Raw genomic sequence first — 23,054 nt, forward strand, 5'->3', positions numbered from 1 at the left:
AGAAACGTAATAAATGACTCTTTACAGAGAGTTATTTAATTGTATTAAGTGTCGGATATGTTACAGCATTCCGGCACTTTTTTGTATTTTTTCACATAGGCAACTAATTGATTTTAAGATTCATTATTATAAAATTTGATTGTAAACTTTAATCTAATTACAGCCTTCAGAAGTAATTATAATCTGATTGCCATTCATTTCAAAACTGGTATCATCCCCAATACTTTTGCAAATAATTTTAAGCTTTTCTGATAGTGGCTGATCACTTAATGAAGTTGTTAAATGACAATCCTTTAATTTAGCTTTAGGAAAATCAATATCAACTAAATAAGCCTGTTCAATTGTTTTAAAAATCTGTTCTACCGGGATATCTGTAAATTCAAAACTTAATTGTTCAATATTTCCTACAGTACTTACTAAAGTCTTGTCTTCTGTAATGTTGGTTATTTTGTTAAAACTTGAATTACTTCTAAAAAAACGCAAGGCTTCATTAGGTAGCAGGATAACTTCTTTAACTTTTTTTGAATCTACAATCAATTCATTTGAGCTTACCCTTACTTTACCGGTTCGGACAAGCACTTCTACATTAGGTTGATCTGAGTAAGCTTTTACCCGAAAACTGGTACCAACAACTTTTGTAATGATTTCGTTTGCATAAACTATAAAAGGCTTTTCAGGATTTTTACTAATTTCAAAAAAGCCTTCACCTGACAAATAAACCTTTCTCTCGTTTCCGTTAAAGATTTTAGGATAACTTAATTTACTATTGGGTTGCAATAGAACCGAACTACCATCAGATAATGTAATGATTTGCGGTTTATTGGAATTATTTGTTTGTTCAACAAGACCTTCATTTGTATCTTCGATAAGTTCTTCGTAAGTCACTACAGCATTCTTTGTCATAAATTGGTTATGATAAAACCAAACAGACACAGAAGCAAAAAATAAAATGGCTGCAGCTGCTGAAAGCCAAAATTTATTTAAATATTTAGCACTAAGATTATTAGCAGAAGACTTATTCAGATTTGACTTTTCTTCAATTTTAATCCATGTAGACTGTAATGCTGCATTTAAATCTGTAGAAGAAATTGTGGTATTTGGGACTTTCATTGCCAACAACAAAAATCTGGCATTTTCAACCATTTTCGCTCTTTGTTGGTTTTCTAAAGTCCATTCCTCCCAGCCATGTTCATCAACTTTGGTAAGCACCCATGTACGGAATGATTCATCAGACAGGAAGTCTTCAATTTCGATATAATAATTACGTTTTTGCATCTATAAATAAGGTTACAAAAACATAGAGGACAGTTTTCTTATTATATACTCACCAATTTTTGATTTTTTTTTATTTTTTTGAAATAAAATTAAAAAACACCTGAAGATAGTAATACTATAACAGAAAAACTCCCCTTCCATTCCCTGCGAAGAGTAAGCAATCCGCGATGCAAAAGATTACTTGCCGATTGATAATTAACCTCTAACATCTCTGCTATTTGATCAACGCTGAGTCCTTGATTGTATCTCAAAAACAAAGCTTCCTTTTGCCGCGCAGGCAAATCATTCAATAATTTATTGAGATACAAAACACTTTCTGCGGTTGCTTCATCATCAATTAGTTCATATTCTACCGAAAAATCAAAAAGAAATTCAATTGAATCTGTAGTGGTAATTTTTCTAAAAACATGATCCCTTTCATATAGACGTGCTATTCTCTTTCGCACACTTGACAATAAATAAGCTTTAACAACATTAGGTTCTTGCAATGATTCCCTGTATAACCAAATATCAGCAAATACATCCTGAACACAATCCTGAACTTTCTCTGCAAAGGGTGAGAATGAATTTCCATAATTTATTAAATCGCCATAATACTTTTCAAAAAGTAAGGAAAATGACTTTTCATCACCAGCCTTCAGTTTATTCCAAAGTTTATGATCATCGTAGGTTTTAAATGACAAGATTTGGGTTTTCATAAATATTTGAGTCTTAAATATTACAAATATTCATCCTATGCGTTTTTTAAAGATTTATCATTTTTTTGTTCAATAATTATAAAATCATTATTTAATGTAAACAAAATCTAACAACACACAGGAATGAAAGTAAATTTTCACAAAAATATAACCGTTATTTAACAATATATTTAATTTTTGTTTTATAAATATATGGAGCTAAAAATTCAAAACCAATTTTTTTACAAAAAAAGGCAATTTTCTATCGTAGAAAATTGCATTTTTAATTAAAATATGCCTTTACGCTATATTATAAATCTTAAATTATATATTATTTTTTAATCAGCTTCATACTGGAATTCCCCTCCATCAGATTTAACACTAAGCACATAGGTTCCTGAATTTAATCTTGAAATATCAATCGATGAAGTATCTTTTGTATTCGGTACTGCAATAACTAATTGTCCTAAGAGATTATAAATTGATATTAATTTAATTTCAATAGCTTTTGGTAGAAATATTTAAAATGTCTTTCATCGGGTTGGGATATACATTAAAATATTTTGAAAATTCAAAATCAGGAGTTTCTAAAGTAGCCGTAAAAGTTGAAGCTGCTTTATTAGTTAAAATTGGGAAGTTATAATCAAAATAAATATTCGCTTTATTTGTAAAAGCGTCTCCAACGTTTAGAGTTGGCAATGTTATAAAGCCAAAGATTTAAAACCTAATTTTTCATTAAAAAAAAAGCCTTACTAATTATAGCAAGGCTTCTTCATGAAAATTTATTTAGAAATAACTTTTTAGAAAGCTACATTCCATCTAGGTAATTTTGCGTTTTCATCTAAGAAGTTCTGCAAAACCTGCCCTTCAACTGCAGTTGGGATAGCTTTTACATCTGCATTAAAAGTTTCATACCAAACCACTTCAAGAGCTTCAATATTTTCTAACTTCATTTGTGCAGGCCATGAGTATTTTCTTCCTGTTTTGGCAAATTGGTGTCCATTTACGATTTTATCATACAATCCGCCATTTTTACTTTTTAAAGTACCATCATTCTGAACAGTTCCTGTAGAACCAACCATGATTAATTCTTTTTCCTCACCTTCAACTGCATACACAACAAAAATTCCTGCACTTCCTTCCGGAGCGTTGCAAACTTGTTCTAAACTATCATCAATTGTAAAAGTAAAACTGCTGCTTACTTTAAACTTTTTTAATTCTTTACTCATATTTCTTCTTTTAGCTTCTAAGATACTGAGGCACTAAGATGCTAAGTTTTTTCTATTTTATACCTCAGTACTTTTAAATGTAAAAAAGTCTCAACAAAATATTGAGACTTTTTTGGAATTTATTATTTTAAATATTTGGAGATTATCCTAATACTTCTTTTACTTTTTTACCAATTTCTGCTGGTGAATCAACAACGTGGATTCCGTTGTCTCTCATGATTTGTTTTTTAGCAGCAGCTGTATCATCAGAACCACCAACAATAGCACCTGCGTGCCCCATTGTTCTACCAGCAGGAGCAGTTTCTCCAGCGATAAAACCAACAACTGGTTTACGGTTACCGTCAGCTTTAACCCATTTAGCAGCATCAGCCTCTAATTGACCTCCAATTTCACCAATCATGATGATGATTTCAGTTTCCGGATCGTTCATTAATAATTCTACAGCTTCTTTTGTTGTAGTTCCAATAATTGGATCTCCACCAATACCAATTGCTGTAGTAATTCCTAAACCTTGTTTTACAACCTGGTCAGCAGCTTCGTAAGTTAAAGTTCCAGATTTAGAAACGATACCAACAGTTCCTTTTTTGAAAACGAAACCAGGCATGATACCAACTTTAGCTTCTCCAGGAGTAATAATACCAGGACAGTTTGGTCCGATTAATCTTGAATTTCTTTCTTTAACATAATTATTAGCCTTAATCATATCTGCTACAGGAATACCTTCTGTAATTGCAATAATTACTTTTATTCCGGCATCAGCAGCTTCCATAATTGCATCAGCAGCAAAAGCTGGCGGAACAAAAATGATAGAAGTATCAGCACCAGCTTGATCAACAGCATCTTTTACTGTATTAAAAACCGGACGATCTAAATGGCTAGTCCCTCCTTTTCCAGGAGTAACACCACCAACAACATTAGTACCGTACTCAATCATTTGAGAAGCATGGAAAGTTCCTTCGCTTCCTGTAAATCCTTGAACAATTATTTTGGAATCTTTATTAACTAAAACACTCATGATATATATTTTATGTAGTTTTTAAAATTGTGATGCAAAAGTAAGGTTTTGTAACTTATTTTCACCTTTTTTATGGGCAAAAAATATCACGAAAATTGACTCATTTGATAACCACGATACAATTTTCCATCTTTTATCTGCCAAATGGTAAAAAAATGAGCCAGCAACATTTCTTCACGAGGATTTTCAATCGTTTTTACATAATGAGAATAACGTACTGAAACTAAATCTTCTTCGGCTATTATATGGCTAATTCTTACTTTTGAACGAACATAGGCACGGTTTAATTCATTTGCCATGTTTATTATCGAATCGTAATCCATATGGATTAAACCTTTACTGCTATTCCACTCTATTGTGACATCGGGATGCAGATAGGTTTTAAAAATTTCACTATCAATCAGGGCATCCGATTTATAAAATTTTTGAACAAATTCTTTAATAGACATATTACTTCAATTTATTTAGAATTTCAGGAATCTTTTTGATATTAGCTAACTGTTTCAACTTTTCTCTTGATTCTTCGATTGGAGTTCCGAAATAAGATTTTCCGCCTTCAACTGATTTGGTCACACCCGTTTGCCCCATAACAACTGCTTTTGAACCAATTGTAATACCACTTGTAGTTCCCACTTGCCCCCAAAGGGTTACTTCGTCTTCGATAATAACACAACCCGCAATTCCAGTCTGAGAAGCTATTAAACATTTTTTACCAATTATAGTATCGTGTCCAACATGCACCTGATTATCTAATTTTGTACCTTCTCCAATTGTAGTATCACCAGTTACTCCTTTGTCAATTGTACAAAGTGCTCCAATACCTACATTATCTTCAATGACCACTCTTCCTCCAGAAATTAACTGATCAAATCCATCCGGACGTTTTTTGTAATAAAAAGCATCTGCTCCTAAAATAGTTCCTGCATGAATAATCACATTATCACCAATTATAGTATGGTCATATATTGAAACATTAGAATGAATCAGGCAGTTTTTACCAATTGTAACATGATTTCCAATAAACGAATTTGGCTGAATAACAGTTCCTTCACCTATTTGTGCAGAAGATGAAATAGCTACGTTTGCAAACTGAAAAGGCTTAAAGTGTTTGGTTAACATATTGAAATCCCGGAAAGGATCATCAGAAATTAAAAGAGCTTTACCTTCAGGACAATCTACTTTTTTGTTAATTAAAACAATAGTAGCAGCTGATTGCAAAGCTTTGTCATAATATTTTGGATGGTCAACAAAAACAATATCTCCAGATTCAACGACATGTATTTCGTTCATACCTAAAACTTCAAAGTCTTTGTTACCGATAAATTCGCAGTTAAGCAAACTTGCAATTTCTTCTAAAGAGTGAACTTTTGGAAATTTCATATTTTTAAATTAGAAAATTTATCAATTAGAAAATGTGTCAATTAAGAAAATGAGTCAGTTGGAAAATAAATGCTAAAATTGCTTTAATTCAAATTATCCAATTGACTCATTGACAAATTATCTTAATTAAAAATTACTCTTTTACACGCTCCATATAAGAACCTGAAGCGGTATCAATTTTAATTTTATCACCTTCGTTTATGAACAAAGGAACGTTTACAGTTGCACCAGTCTCTACCGTAGCAGATTTAGTTGCATTTGTAGCTGTATTTCCTTTTACACCCGGCTCAGCATATGTTACTTCAAGAATTACAGAAGATGGCATATCTACTGATAAAGGCAAATCTGTTTCAGTATTTACCTGAACCATTACACTTGTTCCTTCTTTTAATAAATCCGGAGCATCCAGAATATTTTTATTCAAAGAAATTTGCTCATAAGATTCTGTATTCATAAAATGAAATTCATCTCCTTCGGCATATAAAAACTGATAATTATGCGTTTCTACACGCACATCTTCAATTTTGTGTCCGGCAGAAAATGTATTATCTAATATTCTTCCTGTAGTTAAACTTCTCAATTTTGTTCTTACGAAAGCAGGACCTTTTCCAGGTTTTACGTGAAGAAATTCAACGATTTTATAAATATCGTGATTAAATTTAATACACAATCCGTTTCTAATATCTGATGTAGATGCCATTTGTTTTTGTTTTATTTATTTTTTGTTAAATCGTTAAATCGTTTAACTGTTTTTTCGATTTGAACGATTAAACAATAAAACAATTAAACTTTATTTTAATAATTCCCTGAATAACCTTTCATTACACCTCTTGATGAATTTCTAATAAAATCTAAAATTTCATCTCTTTCCGGTGTAGCTTCCATTTCTCCTTCGATAATACTCAAAGCCTGTGTAGTATTATAGTTTTTTTGATAAAGAATTCTGTAAATATCCTGTATTTCTCTTATTTTTTCAGTACTAAAACCTCTTCTTCTTAATCCTACCGAATTTATACCTACATAAGATAATGGTTCTTTTGCAGCTTTGGTATATGGTGGTACATCTTTTCTTAATAATGATCCTCCTGAAATCATAGCATGATCTCCAACACTTATAAATTGGTGAACTGCTGATAATCCTCCAATAATAGCATAATTCCCAATCGTAACGTGACCTCCTAAAAGAACTCCGTTAACAATAATAGCATTATTGCCAACATGACAATCATGAGCAATATGTGCGGTAGCCATTATTAGACAATTATTACCTATAACTGTCTGACCTGAAGCAATTGTCCCTCTATTAATAGTTACACATTCTCTTATCGTACAATTATCACCAATGATAGCTAGAGAATCTTCTCCTCCAAATTTTAAATCCTGAGGAACTGCTGAAATTACTGCACCCGGAAAAATATTACAATTTTTACCAATGCGGGCACCTTCCATGATAGTTACATTTGAACCTATCCAGGTACCATCACCAATAACAACATTATTGTGAATTGTTGTAAAAGGTTCAATTACAACATTTTTAGCGATTTTAGCGCCAGGATGAACATATGCTAATGGTTGATTCATCTGTATTTTTATATTTTAATTTTAAAATAGTCTAATTTGGGCAACAAACGTAAACAATAATTTTGATTAATTATTGTTTTCTTGCAATTTGAGCCATCAATTCTGCTTCGGCTACTAATTTTCCGTTAGCGTAAGCATTTGCCTGCATGTGACAAATTCCTCTTCTGATAGGAGAAATTAAATCACATTTAAATATTAAAGTGTCACCCGGCAATACTTTATGTTTAAATTTAACATTATCTATTTTCATAAAATAAGTCAAATAATTTTCAGGATCCGGAACTGTACTCAGAACCAGAATTCCACCCGTTTGTGCCATTGCCTCCACGATTAATACACCTGGCATTACCGGAGCATCAGGAAAATGCCCAACGAAGAAATTTTCGTTCATGGTAACATTTTTCAATCCAACCACATGGCTTGATGACATTTCGATAATTCTGTCTATCAACAAAAACGGAGGTCTGTGAGGCAAAACAGCCATGATTTTATGGATGTCCATCAAAGGCTCCTGATTCAAATCGTAAACCGGAATATGGTTTCTTTGTTCTATCTTTATAATTTTTGCTAATTTTTTGGCAAACTGTGTATTCACATAATGACCTGGTTTATTAGCAATAATTTTTCCCTGGATTCTAACTCCAATTAGAGATAAATCCCCTATGACATCCAAAAGTTTATGTCTGGCCGCCTCATTTGGATAATGTAAGGTTAAATTATCAAGAACACCATTTGGCTTAACCGAAATTTCTTCCTTTCCAAAAGCTTTCTTAAGGCTTTCCATTGTAGAGTCAGAAATCTCTTTATCTACATAAACAATAGCATTATTTAAATCACCGCCTTTTATTAAACCATTTTCTAATAAAGACTCTAATTCATGCAAAAAACTAAAAGTTCTCGAATTTGAGATTTCTTCTTTAAAATCAGCAATGCTTTTCAAAGTAGCATTTTGGGTACCCAAAACTTTAGTACCAAAATCAACCATAGTTGTTACCTGATAATCATCACTTGGCATAACTAAAATTTCGCTTCCGGTAGTTTCATCTGTAAATGAAATAACTTCTTTTACAACATATACGTTACGTTTTGCGTCTTGTTCTTCGATTCCTGCATTTTCTATTGCCTCAACAAAATATTTTGAAGAACCATCCATAATTGGAAGTTCTGAAGCATTTAATTCTATAATAATGTTATCCAGATCACAACCAACTAATGCCGCTAAAACGTGTTCCGGGGTTTGAATTTTTACACCTAATTTTTCTAAATTGGTACCTCTTTGTGTGTTAACTACATAATTAGCATCAGCCTCAATTACTGGCTGACCTTGCAAATCAACTCTAACAAAAGTGAAACCATTATTAATAGGAGCAGGTTTAAAAGTCATTGTAACTTCTTTTCCAGTATGTAATCCAACTCCTGTTAGTGAAATTTCATTCTTGATGGTTTTCTGTTTAACCATTATTTCCATTTTTTGGGTTTATTATTTGTTTCTTTAATTCTTCTAACTCGGTAACAATCTTAGGTAAGTTCTTAAAATGAACGTACGATTTACTAAAATCGCTGTAACCAAATGTTGGACTTCCCTGTAAAATCTCATCGTCTTTAATGTTTCTTGCTACACCCGATTGTGCCTGAAGTCTCACATTGTTTCCGATAGTTAAATGACCTGCGATCCCAACCTGACCGCCAATCATACAGTTTTCTCCAATTTTAGTAGATCCTGCAACTCCAGTCTGAGCAGCAATTACAGTATTTTTACCAATTTCCACATTATGGGCAATCTGAATTTGATTGTCTAGTTTTACTCCTTTTCTAATAATGGTAGAACCCAGAGTTGCCCTGTCAATGGTAGTATTAGCACCAATATCTACATTATCTTCTATAATAACATTCCCTATTTGCGGTACTTTACTATATTCTCCGTCTTCATTTGGAGCAAAACCAAAACCATCTGCACCAATAATAGTTCCGGAATGAATGGTACAATTATTACCAATTATAGTTTCAGAATAAATTTTAGCGCCTGCAAAAATATGTACATTATCGCCAATTACGACATTATCACCAACAAAACTGTTTGGATATATTTTTACGTTGTCTCCTAAAACCACATTTTGACCAATGTAACTAAAGCTTCCCAAATATAAATTTTCACCATATTTAACTCCTTCAGATATAAAAGTCTGTGGTTCGATTCCGTTTTTATTTAATTTTACCTGATTATAAAATTCTAAAAGTTTAGAGAAAGATACATATGCATCTTCAACTTTTATCAAAGTAGTTGCAATATCAGATTCAGGCACAAAAGAATCATTAACAATTGTTACAGAAGCTTTTGTGGTATAAATGTGATTGATATATTTAGGATTTGCCAGAAAAGTAAGGGATCCCTCCTCTCCTTCTTCAATTTTAGACAGTCGAAAAACCTCTGCATTGGGATTCCCAACAACTTCTCCTTCTAAAATTCCTGCTATTTGTTCTGCTGTAAATTTCATCTTATTAGATTCTATTTTTTATACGAATAAGATGGAACTTTATACATAACGTTCTGTTTTTATTCAAAAAAAATGTATTAGTTCGTTTCATTCCGACAAAAATATAAAAAATAGGTTTTAAATGTTAATTTTAAATTAGTTGTTTTGGGAAACAGATGTAATATTTTGTCACCAATTTAGATAACGATTTCAAATTCAACTGGTCAGAAGCTTCGACAACATCTTCAATTGTTTTATCTTTTTTCAAAATTCGTATAGGTTCAGCCTCTTTACTATATGCCTGATTTTTTATTTTCCCCCTAAAAATAAAATAACCTGCATCCAGAGCTGATATATGATACTGTTCTGCAAATTCTTCTTTCATAGACTGAGAATCTTCCATCGGAATTTTATCAGCACTCATTTTAATCTTCAATAAATCCCTGTTAATGATCATTTTACTCAAAGTAGACAATATAAAATCATTATATTTTTGCCATGCTTTAAGAGCACTAATGATATCGAAATCATCTAATTGAGAAAACAAATCTAATTTTTCAGCATCAAAATTTTCAAGTGAAATTTTATTTTGCATGAAATATAAAAGCGGTTCACTACAAGGTAATTTAGCTCCTTTCAACGTTAATTCTTTTGCCCGTTTGAGTACTTTCATCAAAATTAATTCAGCTACCAGACTTGTTTTATGCAAATAAGCCTGCCAGTACATTAATCTTCTTGACAACAGAAACTTTTCTACTGAATAAATCCCTTTTTCTTCTATAACTAAAATGTCGCTTTCAACATTCATCATCTGAATCAATCGTTCAGAATTCACATTTCCTTCTGCAACTCCTGTGTAAAAACTATCGCGCTTTAGATAATCCATTCGATCCATATCCAACTGACTCGAAATCAATTGAAGCATAAACTTTCTGTGGTATTCTCCTTTAAAAACCTGAATTGCTAAACTCAATTTTCCATCAAATTCATTATTTAACTGATTCATAAACAATAACGAAATGGATTCATGATTAACATCTTCTACAATACTTTTTTCCATTGCATGTGAAAAAGGTCCATGTCCGATATCATGCAGTAAAATGGCAATATACAATGCATTTTCTTCTTCGGATGAAATGGCAACACCTTTAAAACGAAGTGTTTCAATTGCTTTTTGCATCAAATGCATACATCCCAAAGCGTGATGAAAACGTGTGTGGTTAGCTCCAGGATAAACCAAATATGACAATCCCATCTGTGAAATTCGGCGCAAACGCTGAAAATAAGGATGCTGAATTAAATCATAAATAAGCTCATTCGGAATAGAAATAAAGCCATAAATGGGGTCATTGAATATTTTTAACTTATTAATATGATTCACTATTCTGGTAATTTTTTAGGTCAACAAAGATAAGTAATTAACTATAAACCGTTTTCTGTTTTTATCTTAAAAAACAAAAAGAAATTCAGTTGTCAAAAAAACAAAAAAATACTTACTATAAACAATTTACAACAAAACACAATCATAACTTCAAATTGCTGAAATTTTCTTTTTTGTAAGATGTTGATAACTAAAGATTAGTTTTTGTGTTGTTGTAAACCCTGTCGCTTTCAAAATTAATATATTTGAAAGTAACAAAAATTTCAAAAATCATGAGAATAGAAACCGATCTTAAATTAGGCTTTAAAGATGTAATGATCAGACCAAAAAGATCCACTTTAAAAAGCAGAGCTGAAGTATCTTTAGAAAGGAATTTTAAGTTTTTGCATAGTACAAGCACATGGACAGGAATTCCAATTATGGCAGCCAATATGGATACTGTAGGTACTTTTGATATAGCTGTTGTTTTAGCCAAAGAAAAGCTTTTTACTGCTATTCATAAACATTATTCGCCTCAGGAATGGAATGATTTTCTAAAAAACGTATCTCCTGATTTCTATAATTATATTGCCATTAGCACCGGAATAGGAAAAGAAGACGCTGCAAAAATTGCAGAAATTATTCAAGAAAATCCGTTACTGAAGTTTATTTGTATTGATGTCGCCAATGGATACTCAGAATATTTTGTTGAGTTTTTAAAACAAATCCGTAAACAATATCCTGACAAAGTTATAATTGCAGGAAATGTAGTAACCGGCGAAATGACCGAAGAATTATTATTAGCAGGAGCTGATATTGTCAAAGTCGGAATTGGCCCCGGATCAGTTTGTACAACCCGTGTAAAAACCGGTGTAGGTTATCCGCAGCTTTCGGCTATCATTGAATGCGCTGATGCTGCTCATGGTTTGGGCGGACATATTATTAGTGACGGAGGCTGCGCAACTCCGGGCGATGTAGCAAAAGCTTTTGGGGCAGGTTCAGATTTCGTAATGCTTGGCGGAATGTTAGCCGGACACACTGAAAGCGGTGGCGAATTGATTGAAATTAATGGCGAAAAATTCAAACAATTTTACGGGATGAGCTCTGCAACTGCAATGGACAAACATGCCGGTGGAGTTGCTGAATACAGAGCCAGTGAAGGAAAAACAGTTCAGATTCCGTTTAAGGGCAACGTAATCAAAACGGTTTTCGATATTTTAGGCGGTTTACGCAGTACATGTACATATGTGGGTGCTTCCCGACTAAAAGAATTGACAAAACGTACCACTTTTATCCGAGTAAGTGAGCAGGAAAATCAAGTTTTTACAAAATAAGTATGATCAAAATTAACGAAGCTTCAATTGAGGATATTATTAAAATTCAACAAATTGCGCATCTAACCTGGCCAATTACATATGGTCAAATTTTGACGGATGAACAATTAGATTACATGCTCGATTTAATTTATTCTGATGAAGCTTTAATCAGTCAAATCGAGAAAAAAGAGCAATTATTTTACTTGATTTCAGAAAACGAATCAATTTTAGGTTTTATCGGAATTGAGCATGATTATAAAAATGAACCAGTAACCCGAATTCATAAAATCTATCTTTTGCCTGAAACACAGGGGAAAGGTATTGGCAAAAAAGTAATTGAAGAGATTCAAAAACTGGCTTTAGAAAATAATTCAACAAGCTTATCTTTAAATGTAAACCGTTTTAACTCTGCATTAAGTTTTTATAAAAAAATAGGATTTGAAATCATTGATGAAGTCAATATTGACATTGGAAATGGCTACCTAATGGAGGATTATGTGATGGAAAAAAAGTTGTAATCAGCTCACAATTACATCATGCTTAAACAATAAACCTTTTACTTCATTCAAAGCAAAAACAGCTTTTTTAAGTTTCGTTTTGGATGGATCAATGGTGTAATTATAACTCGTTTTGAAATCAGCTTTGTTGGCAATCGCTTTATTAAACTCAGAACGATACAAATCACAATTATCAAAAAGAACACTAGTAAGATCGGCAGCCATAAAATCGACGGCAACTAAACTGCAATTTGTAAAAGTTGTTCCTTTTATTTTTAAGGTATAAAACTTTGAAAAATCTAAAATACAATCGTTAAAATGAATTTCGAAAATGAGTTTGTCGCACATGGCAAAATTTACATCTTTGATTTCACAGCGATTAAAAGTTGCTGTTCTAAAAGCCACATAATTGATTTTTGCTTCAGAAAAAGTGCAGTCATTAAAAACACAATCAATAAATGTAACGACTAAAAAAGTGCAGGCAGAAAAATTACAATTATTAAAAACACAAGATTCAAATTCCTTAAAATTAGCACCATCCTTATCATAAATGACATTATTATATTCTTTATCAAGGAAATACTTGCTCGTCATTAAAGATTTATTGTTTAATTTAAAATAAAAACGCAAAAATCAAATGTATGATAATTGCGTTTAGACTGAAATATTATTTTACTAATTATTTTTTATGCACTCTTTTTAAAAGAAAAATTGCAGTCACAAAAAACAATCCTAAGAATACAATTGCCAAACGAGGACTTCCTGTAATTTGATCGATAATTCCGTAAAGACACATCCCTATTACGATTCCTATTTTTTCAGCAACATCATAAAAGCTGAAAAATGATGCTGTATCTTCTGTTTCAGGCAATAATTTTGAATATGTTGAGCGTGACAAAGCCTGAATTCCTCCCATTACAAATCCTGCTACTGTAGCCATAACATAAAAATGTATTGGCAAGGTAATAAAAAAAGCAAGTGCACAAAAAACTGCCCAAATAGTATTGATAACAATTAAAGTTGGGATGTTACCAAATTTCTCTGAAGCTCTAGAAGTTAAAATAGCTCCGATTACAGCAACCAATTGTATAATTAAAATACAAATAATCAAACCGATGGTACTTTCTTCTTTAGATGCCCACTGAATTTCCTGTGCTCCAAAATAAGTCGCTACCAACATTACAGTCTGAACCGCCATACTTGACACGAAAAATCCGCCTAAGTATCTTTTTAAAGGAATATTATTCTGTAATATTGCCCAAACTTTCTTTAATTCTTTAAAGCCATTAAACACAACATCTTTCGATAACTTTTGATTGGTTTCTTTGCTTCCCTTAGGTAAAAAATAATAGCTGTACTGGCTAAACAAAATCCACCACACTCCTACCATAATAAAAGAATATCTCATGGCTTTCATAGCTGCTTCACCATCTGTTCCAGTGATTCCAAATATTTTTGGTTTCATAATCATTGCCAGATTGATAATCAGTAAAATTACACTTCCAATATACCCTAAAGAATACCCTTTGGCACTAATTTTATCCTGCTGTTCAGGAAACGCAATATCCGGCAAATAGGAATTATAGAAAACCAAACTTCCCCAATAACCAATAAGCCCCAGAAAATAAAACAATAATCCGATGTAAATGTTTTCAAGGTTAAACCAATACAGTCCCATGCAGGATAAAGCCCCAACATAGCAGAAAAATTTCATGAATGATTTTTTATTCCCAACATAATCTGCAATACCGGATAATAATGGTGAAAAGACGGCTACAAATACAAAGGCAAATGCGGTTACAAAACTAATCAGGGCTGAATTTTTCAATTCCAATCCAAAAACTTCTATATAATGTCCTCGTTCAGAAAATAAGGCTTCGTAAAAAATAGGAAATACAGCTGATGCGATTGTAAGAGTGTAAACTGAATTTGCCCAATCATAAAAGGCCCAGGCATTCAATAATTTTTTACTCCCTTTTGGTAAGTTCGTCATGGTTATGGTTTTGAAGGAGCTAATTTATTTATTTTTTCTTATAAACATCACTGAATCTTCATTAATAAATAATCAATAATTAGTTTTATTGATGATGATAAGGTTCATTTCTTAAAATTGTAAAACCTCTGTACAATTGTTCTATAAAAAACAAACGCACCATCTGATGTGAAAAAGTCATCAGTGAAAGTGAAATTTTGCCTTGTGCCTTACTATAAACTGTTTCTGAAAAGCCATAAGGCCCCCCAATTACAAAAACCAGCGTTTTGATTCCGGAATTCATCTTTTTTTGCAACTCTTCAGAAAAACCAACACTTGAGAAGTTTTTTCCGTTTTCATCCAATAAAATCAACTGATCTGTAGGTGTCAATTTAGATAAAATCAACTCTCCTTCCTTCTCTTTTTGCTGGCTTTCAGATAAATTCTTTACATTCTTAATATCGGGAATGATTTCTAAATCAAATTTGATATAAAACGACAACCGTTTAGTATAATCATCGATTAATGTTTGTAATGATTTGTTATCCGTTTTGCCAATGGCGATAAGTTTGATATTCATTTTTAAATTGATTTATGAACAGCAAAGATAAAAATGATTTGAAGTCTATAGCATTAATTTTATTAGTATACCTGAAAATGCCGCTATTAAAATAATAATTGGCTCAGATATTTTTTTTATAAATATTAAAGCAAAAATAGTAAGAATTGCAATTAATGCGGTCGATACATCAACAATACTTCTTGATGCAATTATAACTACAGCCCCTACTAATGCCCCAATAACTGCTGCTGTGATACCTGTAACAAAGTTTTTTATAGATTCATTTTTTGCAATTTTATGAAAGTAAGGAGCCGGAATAACCGTGAATAAATAACACGGCAAAAATGTCGCTAATGAAGATACACATGCGCCTGAAAATCCGGCAACAATATATCCTATAAAAGCAACTGTAATTACTACCGGGCCTGGAGTAATCATTGCTATAGCAACAGCATCAAGGAATTGCTGTTCACTTAACCAGTGATTTTCTGTCACTACACCTGCATATAAAAAAGGGATTATCGCTAAACCGCTTCCAAAAACAAAGGCTCCAGCTTTGATAAAGAAAATTGCTATTTTTTGTAAAATTGTCAGCTCATCATTAAAAAATAAAATTTGCAGCATAAACAAGGAGTATGTTTTTTTCGTTCTCCAAAATTTTTGAGGAGATTTATAAAACATATACATAAGACCTGCACAAATAAATAATAAAATATGCTCTCGTTTTGTTACCAATGTTATAGCCAAAGACACTCCAAATATTAACCATAAAAGCCAATTATTTTTTAGTGATTCTAATGTAAACTTTCCAATAGCTTTTTGTGTAAGTTTATATGAGCTCATTACGATAATTCCAATTACTGCCGCGCCAACACCATAAAAAATAGCCTGCAGCCATGACAGTCCTCCGTAGATCGTATAAGTAATACTTAATAAGACAACAATAATAAAGGAAGGAATTATAAAAGCTAATCCAGCCAGTGTCGCACCTAAAATTCTATAATGCAAAAAACCTAAATAAATACCAAGTTGTGCCGCTAAAGGTCCCGGAGCCAGTTGTGCTAATGCCAGACCTTCTCTATAGTTCTCCTCTGAAATCCATTTACGCTTTTCTACCAGATCTTCATGCATGTAACCTACTAAAGCAACAGGACCTCCAAATCCGGTTGTTCCCAGTTTCAAAAAATAGTAAACAAGCTGTCGTAAAGTATAAGTTGGTTTTTCTATCATGACAATTTTCTTTAAAATAAAACTCCGAATTGAAATCCAATAGTAAACGTTGCCGGTTTATCATTGCCAAATCGGGCAGGCAAAGGCAAAGCAGCATAGTAACTGCAATTTTCACTTTTAATAAGTGTCTTATTGAAAACCGGAGTAAAACCATACCTGCCGGAAGTTTCAAAAGCGACTCTTCCTGCAAAAGAAAATCCACTTCCCAGAGGTAACAGCACTCCCGGATGAAAGGTTAAATTACTTGATTTACTTACTCCATCTTCGTCTTTGATAGTTGGAACAATTTCGAAAGAAAAACCTACTTTGGATGTTTTCCATAAATTAATCCCTATTGGAAAAGAAACAACATAATGTCCGTCAAAATTAGTTGTTGTTTCCTCATTGCTGAAAGTAACAATTGGATGCATAATACCAACGTATCCGTTTATTTTTGGATAAGAAGTTTGTGAATAAGCAGTAGTAATAAATAGTAAAAAAAGAAAAAGAAAATTTGTAACCCGTATCATTTTAGTTTGTTTAATTAATTTAAACAAAGCTACGGAGCTTAAAAACCAACAAATAGGATACTATTTACCTTTTGTATCTGAATTACTTTTTGTTATTTTTTTTCTAAATGAAGAAGGATTTTCACCTGTGTGAAGCTTGAAAATTCTCGTAAAATGACTTTGATCTGAAAACCCTGTTAAATAGGAGATTTCGGTTAATGTATAATTTGAATTCTGAATAAGATTGATGGCTTTTTCTATTCGGATTTTCCTAATGTAATCACCAAAATTAAGGTCTTCAAAATATTTAGAAAACTCCCTTGATAAATAAGAAGGATTCAATTCTAAATCGGTTGATATTTTTTTGAGGTCAAATGTAAACTGAGCATCAATCTGGTCCTGAATCATTTCTTTTAATTCATTTACCCAACCCGGAACTTTCTTTTTCTCTGTTTTATTCGTTTTTAAAAACTTAATGTAAACTTCATGTAGTAAATTTTCAAAAGGACTATTTTGAAGGTGTTTTTGATGATATAAATGAGAAGCCCAGCTATATAAAGCATCATAAATCACCATTCCCATTTCTAAAAGTTTAGAATCATCAGTAATATTATGCGCCAATCCTGCAGAAATTGCCCAAAGCCCAGCCGATTCATTAGCAATATCATGTCTGTCTGTATCAGCTCCCCGAACTATTTTTGAAATTACAGCAATAGCAGGATCATTAATTTTGTGTTTTTTAACTATATAGTCAAATGTACACTGATCTTCATAATGCGTGTATTCGACTCCGGGAATATCAAACGGAATTGCATTTAGCTTTTTTGCTTCTTCAATAACATTATCAAAAGGAACATAAATAAATTCAGCTTCAGCATCAACAAATTTCTGAATTAGCCATGGACAAGCTAAACGGTCTATTTTAGGTCGTTCCCGAGTAATCCATTTCATTTGTTACTTTTTAGAAAATTGGTTTTCAAAGGTTATAAATCTGGCATCCAAATCTTTTAATAATTGCTTTTTTACTGATGCATCCTGAATAAAACTGTAATTGATACTGTTGTAAACATATTGTTTTATTGTTGCATACGAAACATCTGGGTATCTTTTTGCCAATAAAACGTATTGTTCTGTCATATTGGTTCGCAAAATTCCTGCATCATCTGTACTAATTACAATTGGTACATTAAACTCTTTATAAAGTGCAAAAGGATGTCTTCCCTCTTTTACTTTTAAAATAAATTCGTTACTGGCCAAATTAATTTCAATAGGAATATTATTTTTTGACATATAGCGCAATAAGTCATACGAATTTGCTTCATAAGCAATATCAACTCCGTGTCCAATTCTATTGGCTCCGGCTATATAAATCGCCGAATTAATATGCCAGGTTAAATCTTCTGGCTGAACCAATCCTAATGTCAATTCACCTGCATGAAGCGTATATTTTACGTTAGGAAATTGAGAATGGCAATATTTAAACATCACCATATGCAACCAATAATCTTTCATGGAAGTTTCGCCATCTTCAGGAGAAACAATGTTTACGCCAGCAACCAGTTTACTTTCATTTCCGGAAATAAAAGCAATAGTAAGATTTTTAAACAAATCAACAGGTTCCATAAAGCGTAATACGAAATTTTGATAACGCATCGTAAATCTATCATCGTCAATTTTTAAATCTCTGTGAAGTTTTGTTATAAAATTGTTATTAAAATCTTCCGCATATTTTTTAGCATTTCTTTGTTGAATGTTTTTATACAGATCATCCAGAAGTTTTAAAACAGCTTTTTCATTTTTTTGAACAGAAGCCTCACGAAGTTTTAAATTGAAATCATTCAGATCATCTACTTTCATATCACATGGAATTGTAGACAATTGCGTTTCAATATAACTTACATTTTCAGAAAGTGCACGGTTCTTAAGTTCTGTCAAGCCTTCTGCAAAATGACCTTCGATTGCAGGAGAAAACTTTTGAAAAGAATCAAAAAACAAATCATCAGAAGGAACAGTCACACCATTAAAGTCTTTAGCTGACCAGGTTTGCATTATCTGCTGTTTATAAAAAGCCAGTTTTCCTGTGTTTTTTAACGACGAAAAAGTCTCCCAATCTCCTTTTGCAGGTTTTATTTTCGAAACTTCCATCGTTTCTAAATTTAGATAAAAATCTTCTGCAATAACTCTTTCTAAAAGAGGTTCTGCATAAACAGATCCTGAAAAATGGTGGTGTAAATCGCCTCCTTTTGGCATTTGCTGAAAGAAAGCTGTTAAGAGAGCCTCATTATTTCTGATTTTTTCTAAATAATTTCCAACCGATTGAGAGAAATTAAATTGTGTTATCAAAAAACAGAAAAGTGTAATTATCCTTGTCATACTCTAAGTTTAAATTACATGCAAATATAGTCAATTTTGAAGACATTTGAGATATTAGCATAAGTTGCCATTTTTATAGTTTTGAATGTGTATCAATATTCTAAAAATTAACATTTTAAAAAAATCAAAAGCTTTTTTAAGGCATTTATGTCGTTTTATTAAGCAAATTATTCAAATAAAAAAACAAATAAATACTTTTCATCAATCTCTATTTTAAGGAATCATCAAAAAATTAAATTTAAGGACATAACTATTACGATTTCAATTTTTCTATTATAAACGATTTTTCTCTTTTTGAATCTAAAATTGACTGTTTCCTGAATTTTTATATTCTGTATTTCTGTTTCAATTTGTTTGTTTAACTTTGTTCAAAACATATAAAAATGAAACAATTAGTTATATTACTTATTGCTTTTGCTACATTTTCTTGTACAAATGCTCAAAAGAACAATTTTTCGGAAGTAGCATTATCTGAAAAATTATTATCAACGAATGAAAGTCAGGTTGCATTTAAAGACATATTAAATAAATACAAAGGAAAAACTTTGGTAATTGAAGTATGGGCTTCATGGTGTGGTGACTGTGTAAAAGCAATGCCAAAAATAAAAGAACTTCAAGCAAATAATCCTGATGTCTCTTATTTATTCATTTCAGCTGATAAAACCGCTGATAAATGGAAAATCGGAATTGAAAAACATCAGTTAAAAGGCGATCATTATATGATGAATGACGGAATGAAAGGTGTTTTTGGGAAATCAATTGATTTAGACTGGATTCCTAGATATATAATTCTTGACAAAACCGGAAAAATTGTACTATATCGTGCCATAGAAACCGACTTTGATAAAATCAATGAGACACTAAAAAGTCTTAAATAATTTCAATTTAAACAACCTTTAAAATTCATAAAAAACAAAAAATTAATACCTATCCAAAATGAGAAAACAAATTGTTGCAGGAAACTGGAAAATGCATAAAAATGCTAGTCAAACAGAAGAATTACTAAGCGAGTTAATTTCAAAAATTCCTGCAAAAACAAACGCACAGGTTATCGTTGCACCAACATTTATCAACTTGGCTGCAGCTGCTGCAAAATTAAAAAATACTCCTATTGGAGTTTCCGCTCAAAATGTTCACCAGGCTGAAGGCGGGGCTTTTACCGGAGAAATTTCTGCTGATATGTTAAAAAGTGTTGGAGTTGATACCGTAATTTTAGGTCACTCAGAACGCAGAGCTATTTTTAATGAAACTGATGCCTTAATTGCTAATAAAGTTGACACAGCTTTAAAACACGAAATGACTGTTATTTTTTGTTTTGGAGAAGAATTAAAAGACCGTCAATCAGACAATCATTTCAACATTGTTGAAAATCAATTACGTGATGGATTATTTCATATTTCAAAAGAATCATGGTCAAATGTGGTTTTGGCATATGAGCCGGTTTGGGCTATTGGTACAGGGGAAACAGCTTCTCCTGAGCAGGCACAGGAAATGCACGAATTTATCAGAGAAACCATTCGTAAAGCTTTTGGAAATGATATCGCTGATGAAGTTTCTATATTATACGGTGGTTCAGTAAAACCTGAAAATGCAAAGGAGATCTTCTCAAAACCTGATGTTGATGGTGGTTTAATTGGAGGAGCAGCCCTAAAAGCAGATGACTTTCTTGCTATTGTAACAGCTATCTAATTACCTATAAAACAAAAAAACCCGATAACACACTAATATCGGGTTTCTTTTTACTATTCTGTAATATTAGAACTAGTTACATAAAAATCTTTATTTACTTCAATAGTTCTATTATCATTCGTTACTTTTTCAGATTTCCATTCTGTTGTTGGTTTTAACCAATGGTCAACTCCGTTCAGTTTTACCTTTACCGGCATATCAAATTTAGCTACACAATTAGACCAATGATAACCAAAAGATCCGTCTTTAAAAATATATTCTAAAACCGGAATTTTAGTAGTCGTTAGATATTGGGCAAAAACTCTGTTAAAATTAATTCCAGACTGCGTATTAATATAATCTTCAATCTGTTTAGAAGTAACTGTCTGATGATAAAAAGTACTGTTCAGCCCTCTTAAAATAGATTTCCACTTTTCGTCGTCATTAATTATTTGACGAATCATGTGCAACATATTGGCACCTTTGGGATACATGTCACCGGATCCTTCATTATTTACATCATAGTTCCCAATAATTGGTATGTCATTTTCAATACCTTTTCTGCACCCTATAACATATTCTGCACCAGCATCTTTACCGTAATAATATTCGAGGAAAAGACTTTCAGAATAATTGGTAAAACTTTCATGAATCCACATATCTGCAATATCTTTGTACGTAATATTATTTGCGAACCACTCGTGTCCTGATTCATGAATAATGATAAAATCAAATTTTAATCCCCAGCCAGTACCACTTAAATCTTTTCCTAAATATCCTTTTTTGTACTGATTCCCGTAAGTTACACTACTTTGATGCTCCATACCTAAATAAGGTGCTTCAACCAATTTGTAACTATCCTCATAAAAAGGATAAGGTCCAAACCAGTTTTCAAAAGCTTTTAGCATTTTAGGAACATCTTTAAATTGTTCTTTAGCTAAATCTAAATTATCCCTTAGCACATAATAATTACAATCCAAATTACCTTTTTCACCTTTATATTTTTCAGAAAAGTTAACGTAATCACCAATATTAATGTTCACACCGTAATTATTAATAGGATTAGAAACATACCAATTAAATGTCTTTGTACCATTCTTTTGTTTTTTAACACTTTTCAATCTTCCGTTTGAAACGTCTGTCAAATTTCCCGGTACATTTACAGTAATTAACATGTTTTCTACTTCATCATACATATGATCTTTACATGGCCACCAAACACTGGCACCTAATCCCTGACATGATGAGGCTATGAAATCTTTCCCATTTATATCTTTTTCCCAGGTAATACCTCCGTCCCATGGTGGATTAACAGCTTCTTTGGGTTTTCCTCCAAACGAAACAATAATCTCTTTAACTTCTCCTACTTTCTGATCTGCAACCAACTGAACGAAAAAAGCATTTCCATCTCTTTCAAATTTTAATTCTTTTCCATCCTGGGTCACTCTATATATTTGCATTGGTTCCTGCAAATCAATCTGCATTTTCCTATATTCGTTTAAAACTGTATACCGAATTGTATTTGAACCTGAAATAGTCTTATCCTCCGGATTTACCTTTACATCCAAATGATAATACTTTAAATCCCACCATGCTCTTTCCCTTGTTATGCTTCCTCTCAACGTATCCTGATGCGTAAACACTTTCTGTGACTTACTAAGAAGTCCTTGTGAGCTTGCGGTAAAAACTATAAAAAAGGATAAAAAAATGATTATATAACTTTTCATCAATATAAAGTTTGAAATTTATAAATTAAAACGAATTTATAACAAAAGTAAACATTCAATTCTGTTTTAATTACATATTACAATCTAAAATCACAACATTTTGTAAAACAAAAAACCCTATCCATAAGAATAGGGTTTTCAAAGAAAGGCGACGACATACTCTCCCACATAATTGCAGTACCATCTGCGCAGGCGGGCTTAACTTCTCTGTTCGGGATGGGAAGAGGTGA

At 32.0% G+C, this 23,054-nt stretch carries 25 protein-coding genes and 1 rRNA gene; 4 read left to right on the top strand and 22 right to left on the bottom strand.

What is annotated here, in order from left to right; all coding sequences use genetic code 11:
- Window positions 1–153 precede the first annotated feature (153 nt).
- The 13 genes from DMB68_RS09060 to DMB68_RS09115 all read right to left on the bottom strand — a co-directional run bounded on the left by DMB68_RS09060 (window position 154) and on the right by DMB68_RS09115 (window position 11,012).
- On the bottom strand, window positions 154–1,275 hold the full coding sequence (locus DMB68_RS09060; protein ID WP_110346279.1) for a FecR family protein: 1,122 nt from the start codon (window positions 1,273–1,275) through the stop codon (window positions 154–156).
- An 89-nt stretch (window positions 1,276–1,364) separates the two neighbouring features.
- On the bottom strand, window positions 1,365–1,973 hold the full coding sequence (locus tag DMB68_RS09065) for an RNA polymerase sigma factor (protein ID WP_110346280.1): 609 nt from the start codon (window positions 1,971–1,973) through the stop codon (window positions 1,365–1,367).
- A gap of 317 nt (window positions 1,974–2,290) precedes the next feature.
- Window positions 2,291–2,473, bottom strand: a complete 183-nt coding sequence (locus tag DMB68_RS23760) for a T9SS type A sorting domain-containing protein (RefSeq protein WP_317047359.1) — start codon at window positions 2,471–2,473, stop codon at window positions 2,291–2,293.
- A complete protein-coding gene (locus DMB68_RS23645) occupies window positions 2,451–2,651 on the bottom strand; it encodes a DUF7619 domain-containing protein (RefSeq protein ID WP_231131616.1) in 201 nt (66 codons plus the stop codon). The genes DMB68_RS23760 and DMB68_RS23645 overlap by 23 nt, the downstream gene beginning before the upstream one ends.
- A gap of 101 nt (window positions 2,652–2,752) precedes the next feature.
- Window positions 2,753–3,181, bottom strand: coding sequence for a hypothetical protein (locus tag DMB68_RS09075; RefSeq protein WP_110346281.1), 429 nt, complete (start codon window positions 3,179–3,181; stop codon window positions 2,753–2,755).
- A gap of 142 nt (window positions 3,182–3,323) precedes the next feature.
- Window positions 3,324–4,196 carry a succinate--CoA ligase subunit alpha gene (sucD, locus tag DMB68_RS09080; RefSeq protein ID WP_031455321.1) on the bottom strand — a complete coding sequence of 291 codons (873 nt, stop codon included), beginning with the start codon at window positions 4,194–4,196 and terminating at the stop codon, window positions 3,324–3,326.
- 86 nt (window positions 4,197–4,282) lie between these two features.
- Window positions 4,283–4,645: a nuclear transport factor 2 family protein gene (locus DMB68_RS09085; protein WP_110346282.1), complete on the bottom strand. Its 363-nt coding sequence runs from the start codon at window positions 4,643–4,645 to the stop codon at window positions 4,283–4,285.
- 1 nt (window position 4,646) lies between these two features.
- Window positions 4,647–5,576: a UDP-3-O-(3-hydroxymyristoyl)glucosamine N-acyltransferase gene (locus DMB68_RS09090; RefSeq protein WP_110346283.1), complete on the bottom strand. Its 930-nt coding sequence runs from the start codon at window positions 5,574–5,576 to the stop codon at window positions 4,647–4,649.
- Between the two features lie 133 nt (window positions 5,577–5,709).
- Window positions 5,710–6,276, bottom strand: coding sequence for an elongation factor P (efp, locus tag DMB68_RS09095; RefSeq protein ID WP_110346284.1), 567 nt, complete (start codon window positions 6,274–6,276; stop codon window positions 5,710–5,712).
- Window positions 6,277–6,371: 95 nt separating this feature from the next.
- Complete coding sequence (gene lpxA, locus DMB68_RS09100; RefSeq protein ID WP_031455317.1) at window positions 6,372–7,157, bottom strand: acyl-ACP--UDP-N-acetylglucosamine O-acyltransferase; 786 nt, start codon at window positions 7,155–7,157, stop codon at window positions 6,372–6,374.
- A gap of 70 nt (window positions 7,158–7,227) precedes the next feature.
- Complete coding sequence (locus DMB68_RS09105; protein ID WP_110346403.1) at window positions 7,228–8,616, bottom strand: bifunctional UDP-3-O-[3-hydroxymyristoyl] N-acetylglucosamine deacetylase/3-hydroxyacyl-ACP dehydratase; 1,389 nt, start codon at window positions 8,614–8,616, stop codon at window positions 7,228–7,230.
- A complete protein-coding gene (lpxD, locus tag DMB68_RS09110; RefSeq protein WP_110346285.1) occupies window positions 8,609–9,652 on the bottom strand; it encodes a UDP-3-O-(3-hydroxymyristoyl)glucosamine N-acyltransferase in 1,044 nt (347 codons plus the stop codon). Before lpxD ends, DMB68_RS09105 begins: the two co-directional genes overlap by 8 nt.
- Before the next feature lie 130 nt (window positions 9,653–9,782).
- Window positions 9,783–11,012 carry an HD domain-containing protein gene (locus DMB68_RS09115; RefSeq protein WP_110346286.1) on the bottom strand — a complete coding sequence of 410 codons (1,230 nt, stop codon included), beginning with the start codon at window positions 11,010–11,012 and terminating at the stop codon, window positions 9,783–9,785.
- 272 nt (window positions 11,013–11,284) lie between these two features.
- On the opposite strand from DMB68_RS09115, the gene DMB68_RS09120 reads away from it, so the two are divergent.
- Together DMB68_RS09120 and DMB68_RS09125 are read left to right on the top strand one after the other, a co-directional pair.
- Window positions 11,285–12,325: a GMP reductase gene (locus tag DMB68_RS09120; protein WP_110346287.1), complete on the top strand. Its 1,041-nt coding sequence runs from the start codon at window positions 11,285–11,287 to the stop codon at window positions 12,323–12,325.
- 2 nt (window positions 12,326–12,327) lie between these two features.
- On the top strand, window positions 12,328–12,825 hold the full coding sequence (locus DMB68_RS09125) for a GNAT family N-acetyltransferase (protein WP_110346288.1): 498 nt from the start codon (window positions 12,328–12,330) through the stop codon (window positions 12,823–12,825).
- On the opposite strand, the gene DMB68_RS09130 is transcribed toward DMB68_RS09125, so the two are convergent.
- The 7 genes from DMB68_RS09130 to DMB68_RS09160 form a co-directional block, all read right to left on the bottom strand.
- Window positions 12,826–13,398 carry a pentapeptide repeat-containing protein gene (locus DMB68_RS09130; protein WP_110346289.1) on the bottom strand — a complete coding sequence of 191 codons (573 nt, stop codon included), beginning with the start codon at window positions 13,396–13,398 and terminating at the stop codon, window positions 12,826–12,828.
- 85 nt (window positions 13,399–13,483) lie between these two features.
- Complete coding sequence (locus DMB68_RS09135) at window positions 13,484–14,797, bottom strand: MFS transporter (RefSeq protein WP_110346290.1); 1,314 nt, start codon at window positions 14,795–14,797, stop codon at window positions 13,484–13,486.
- An 85-nt stretch (window positions 14,798–14,882) separates the two neighbouring features.
- A complete protein-coding gene (rlmH, locus tag DMB68_RS09140; RefSeq protein ID WP_078229761.1) occupies window positions 14,883–15,356 on the bottom strand; it encodes a 23S rRNA (pseudouridine(1915)-N(3))-methyltransferase RlmH in 474 nt (157 codons plus the stop codon).
- A 45-nt stretch (window positions 15,357–15,401) separates the two neighbouring features.
- Window positions 15,402–16,568, bottom strand: a complete 1,167-nt coding sequence (locus DMB68_RS09145; protein WP_110346291.1) for a chromate transporter — start codon at window positions 16,566–16,568, stop codon at window positions 15,402–15,404.
- 11 nt (window positions 16,569–16,579) lie between these two features.
- Window positions 16,580–17,077, bottom strand: coding sequence for a hypothetical protein (locus DMB68_RS09150; protein WP_110346292.1), 498 nt, complete (start codon window positions 17,075–17,077; stop codon window positions 16,580–16,582).
- A gap of 60 nt (window positions 17,078–17,137) precedes the next feature.
- Window positions 17,138–18,007: a chromate resistance protein ChrB domain-containing protein gene (locus tag DMB68_RS09155; RefSeq protein WP_110346293.1), complete on the bottom strand. Its 870-nt coding sequence runs from the start codon at window positions 18,005–18,007 to the stop codon at window positions 17,138–17,140.
- Between the two features lie 3 nt (window positions 18,008–18,010).
- Window positions 18,011–19,429 (bottom strand): amidohydrolase family protein, encoded by a 1,419-nt coding sequence (locus DMB68_RS09160; RefSeq protein WP_110346294.1) that lies wholly within the window; start codon window positions 19,427–19,429, stop codon window positions 18,011–18,013.
- Window positions 19,430–19,812: 383 nt separating this feature from the next.
- Between DMB68_RS09160 and DMB68_RS09165 the strand changes: the two genes are divergently transcribed.
- Both DMB68_RS09165 and tpiA read left to right on the top strand, forming a co-directional pair.
- Window positions 19,813–20,307: a TlpA family protein disulfide reductase gene (locus tag DMB68_RS09165; protein WP_110346295.1), complete on the top strand. Its 495-nt coding sequence runs from the start codon at window positions 19,813–19,815 to the stop codon at window positions 20,305–20,307.
- A gap of 58 nt (window positions 20,308–20,365) precedes the next feature.
- Window positions 20,366–21,118, top strand: coding sequence for a triose-phosphate isomerase (gene tpiA, locus DMB68_RS09170; protein WP_110346296.1), 753 nt, complete (start codon window positions 20,366–20,368; stop codon window positions 21,116–21,118).
- A gap of 53 nt (window positions 21,119–21,171) precedes the next feature.
- On the opposite strand, the gene DMB68_RS09175 is transcribed toward tpiA, so the two are convergent.
- Both DMB68_RS09175 and rrf read right to left on the bottom strand, forming a co-directional pair.
- Complete coding sequence (locus DMB68_RS09175) at window positions 21,172–22,824, bottom strand: M1 family metallopeptidase (RefSeq protein WP_110346297.1); 1,653 nt, start codon at window positions 22,822–22,824, stop codon at window positions 21,172–21,174.
- A 143-nt stretch (window positions 22,825–22,967) separates the two neighbouring features.
- Window positions 22,968–23,054 (bottom strand): 5S ribosomal RNA (gene rrf / locus DMB68_RS09180); the annotation flags it as partial.

It is taken from the genome of Flavobacterium hydrophilum (assembly GCF_003202405.1).
Lineage (GTDB): Bacteria > Bacteroidota > Bacteroidia > Flavobacteriales > Flavobacteriaceae > Flavobacterium > Flavobacterium hydrophilum.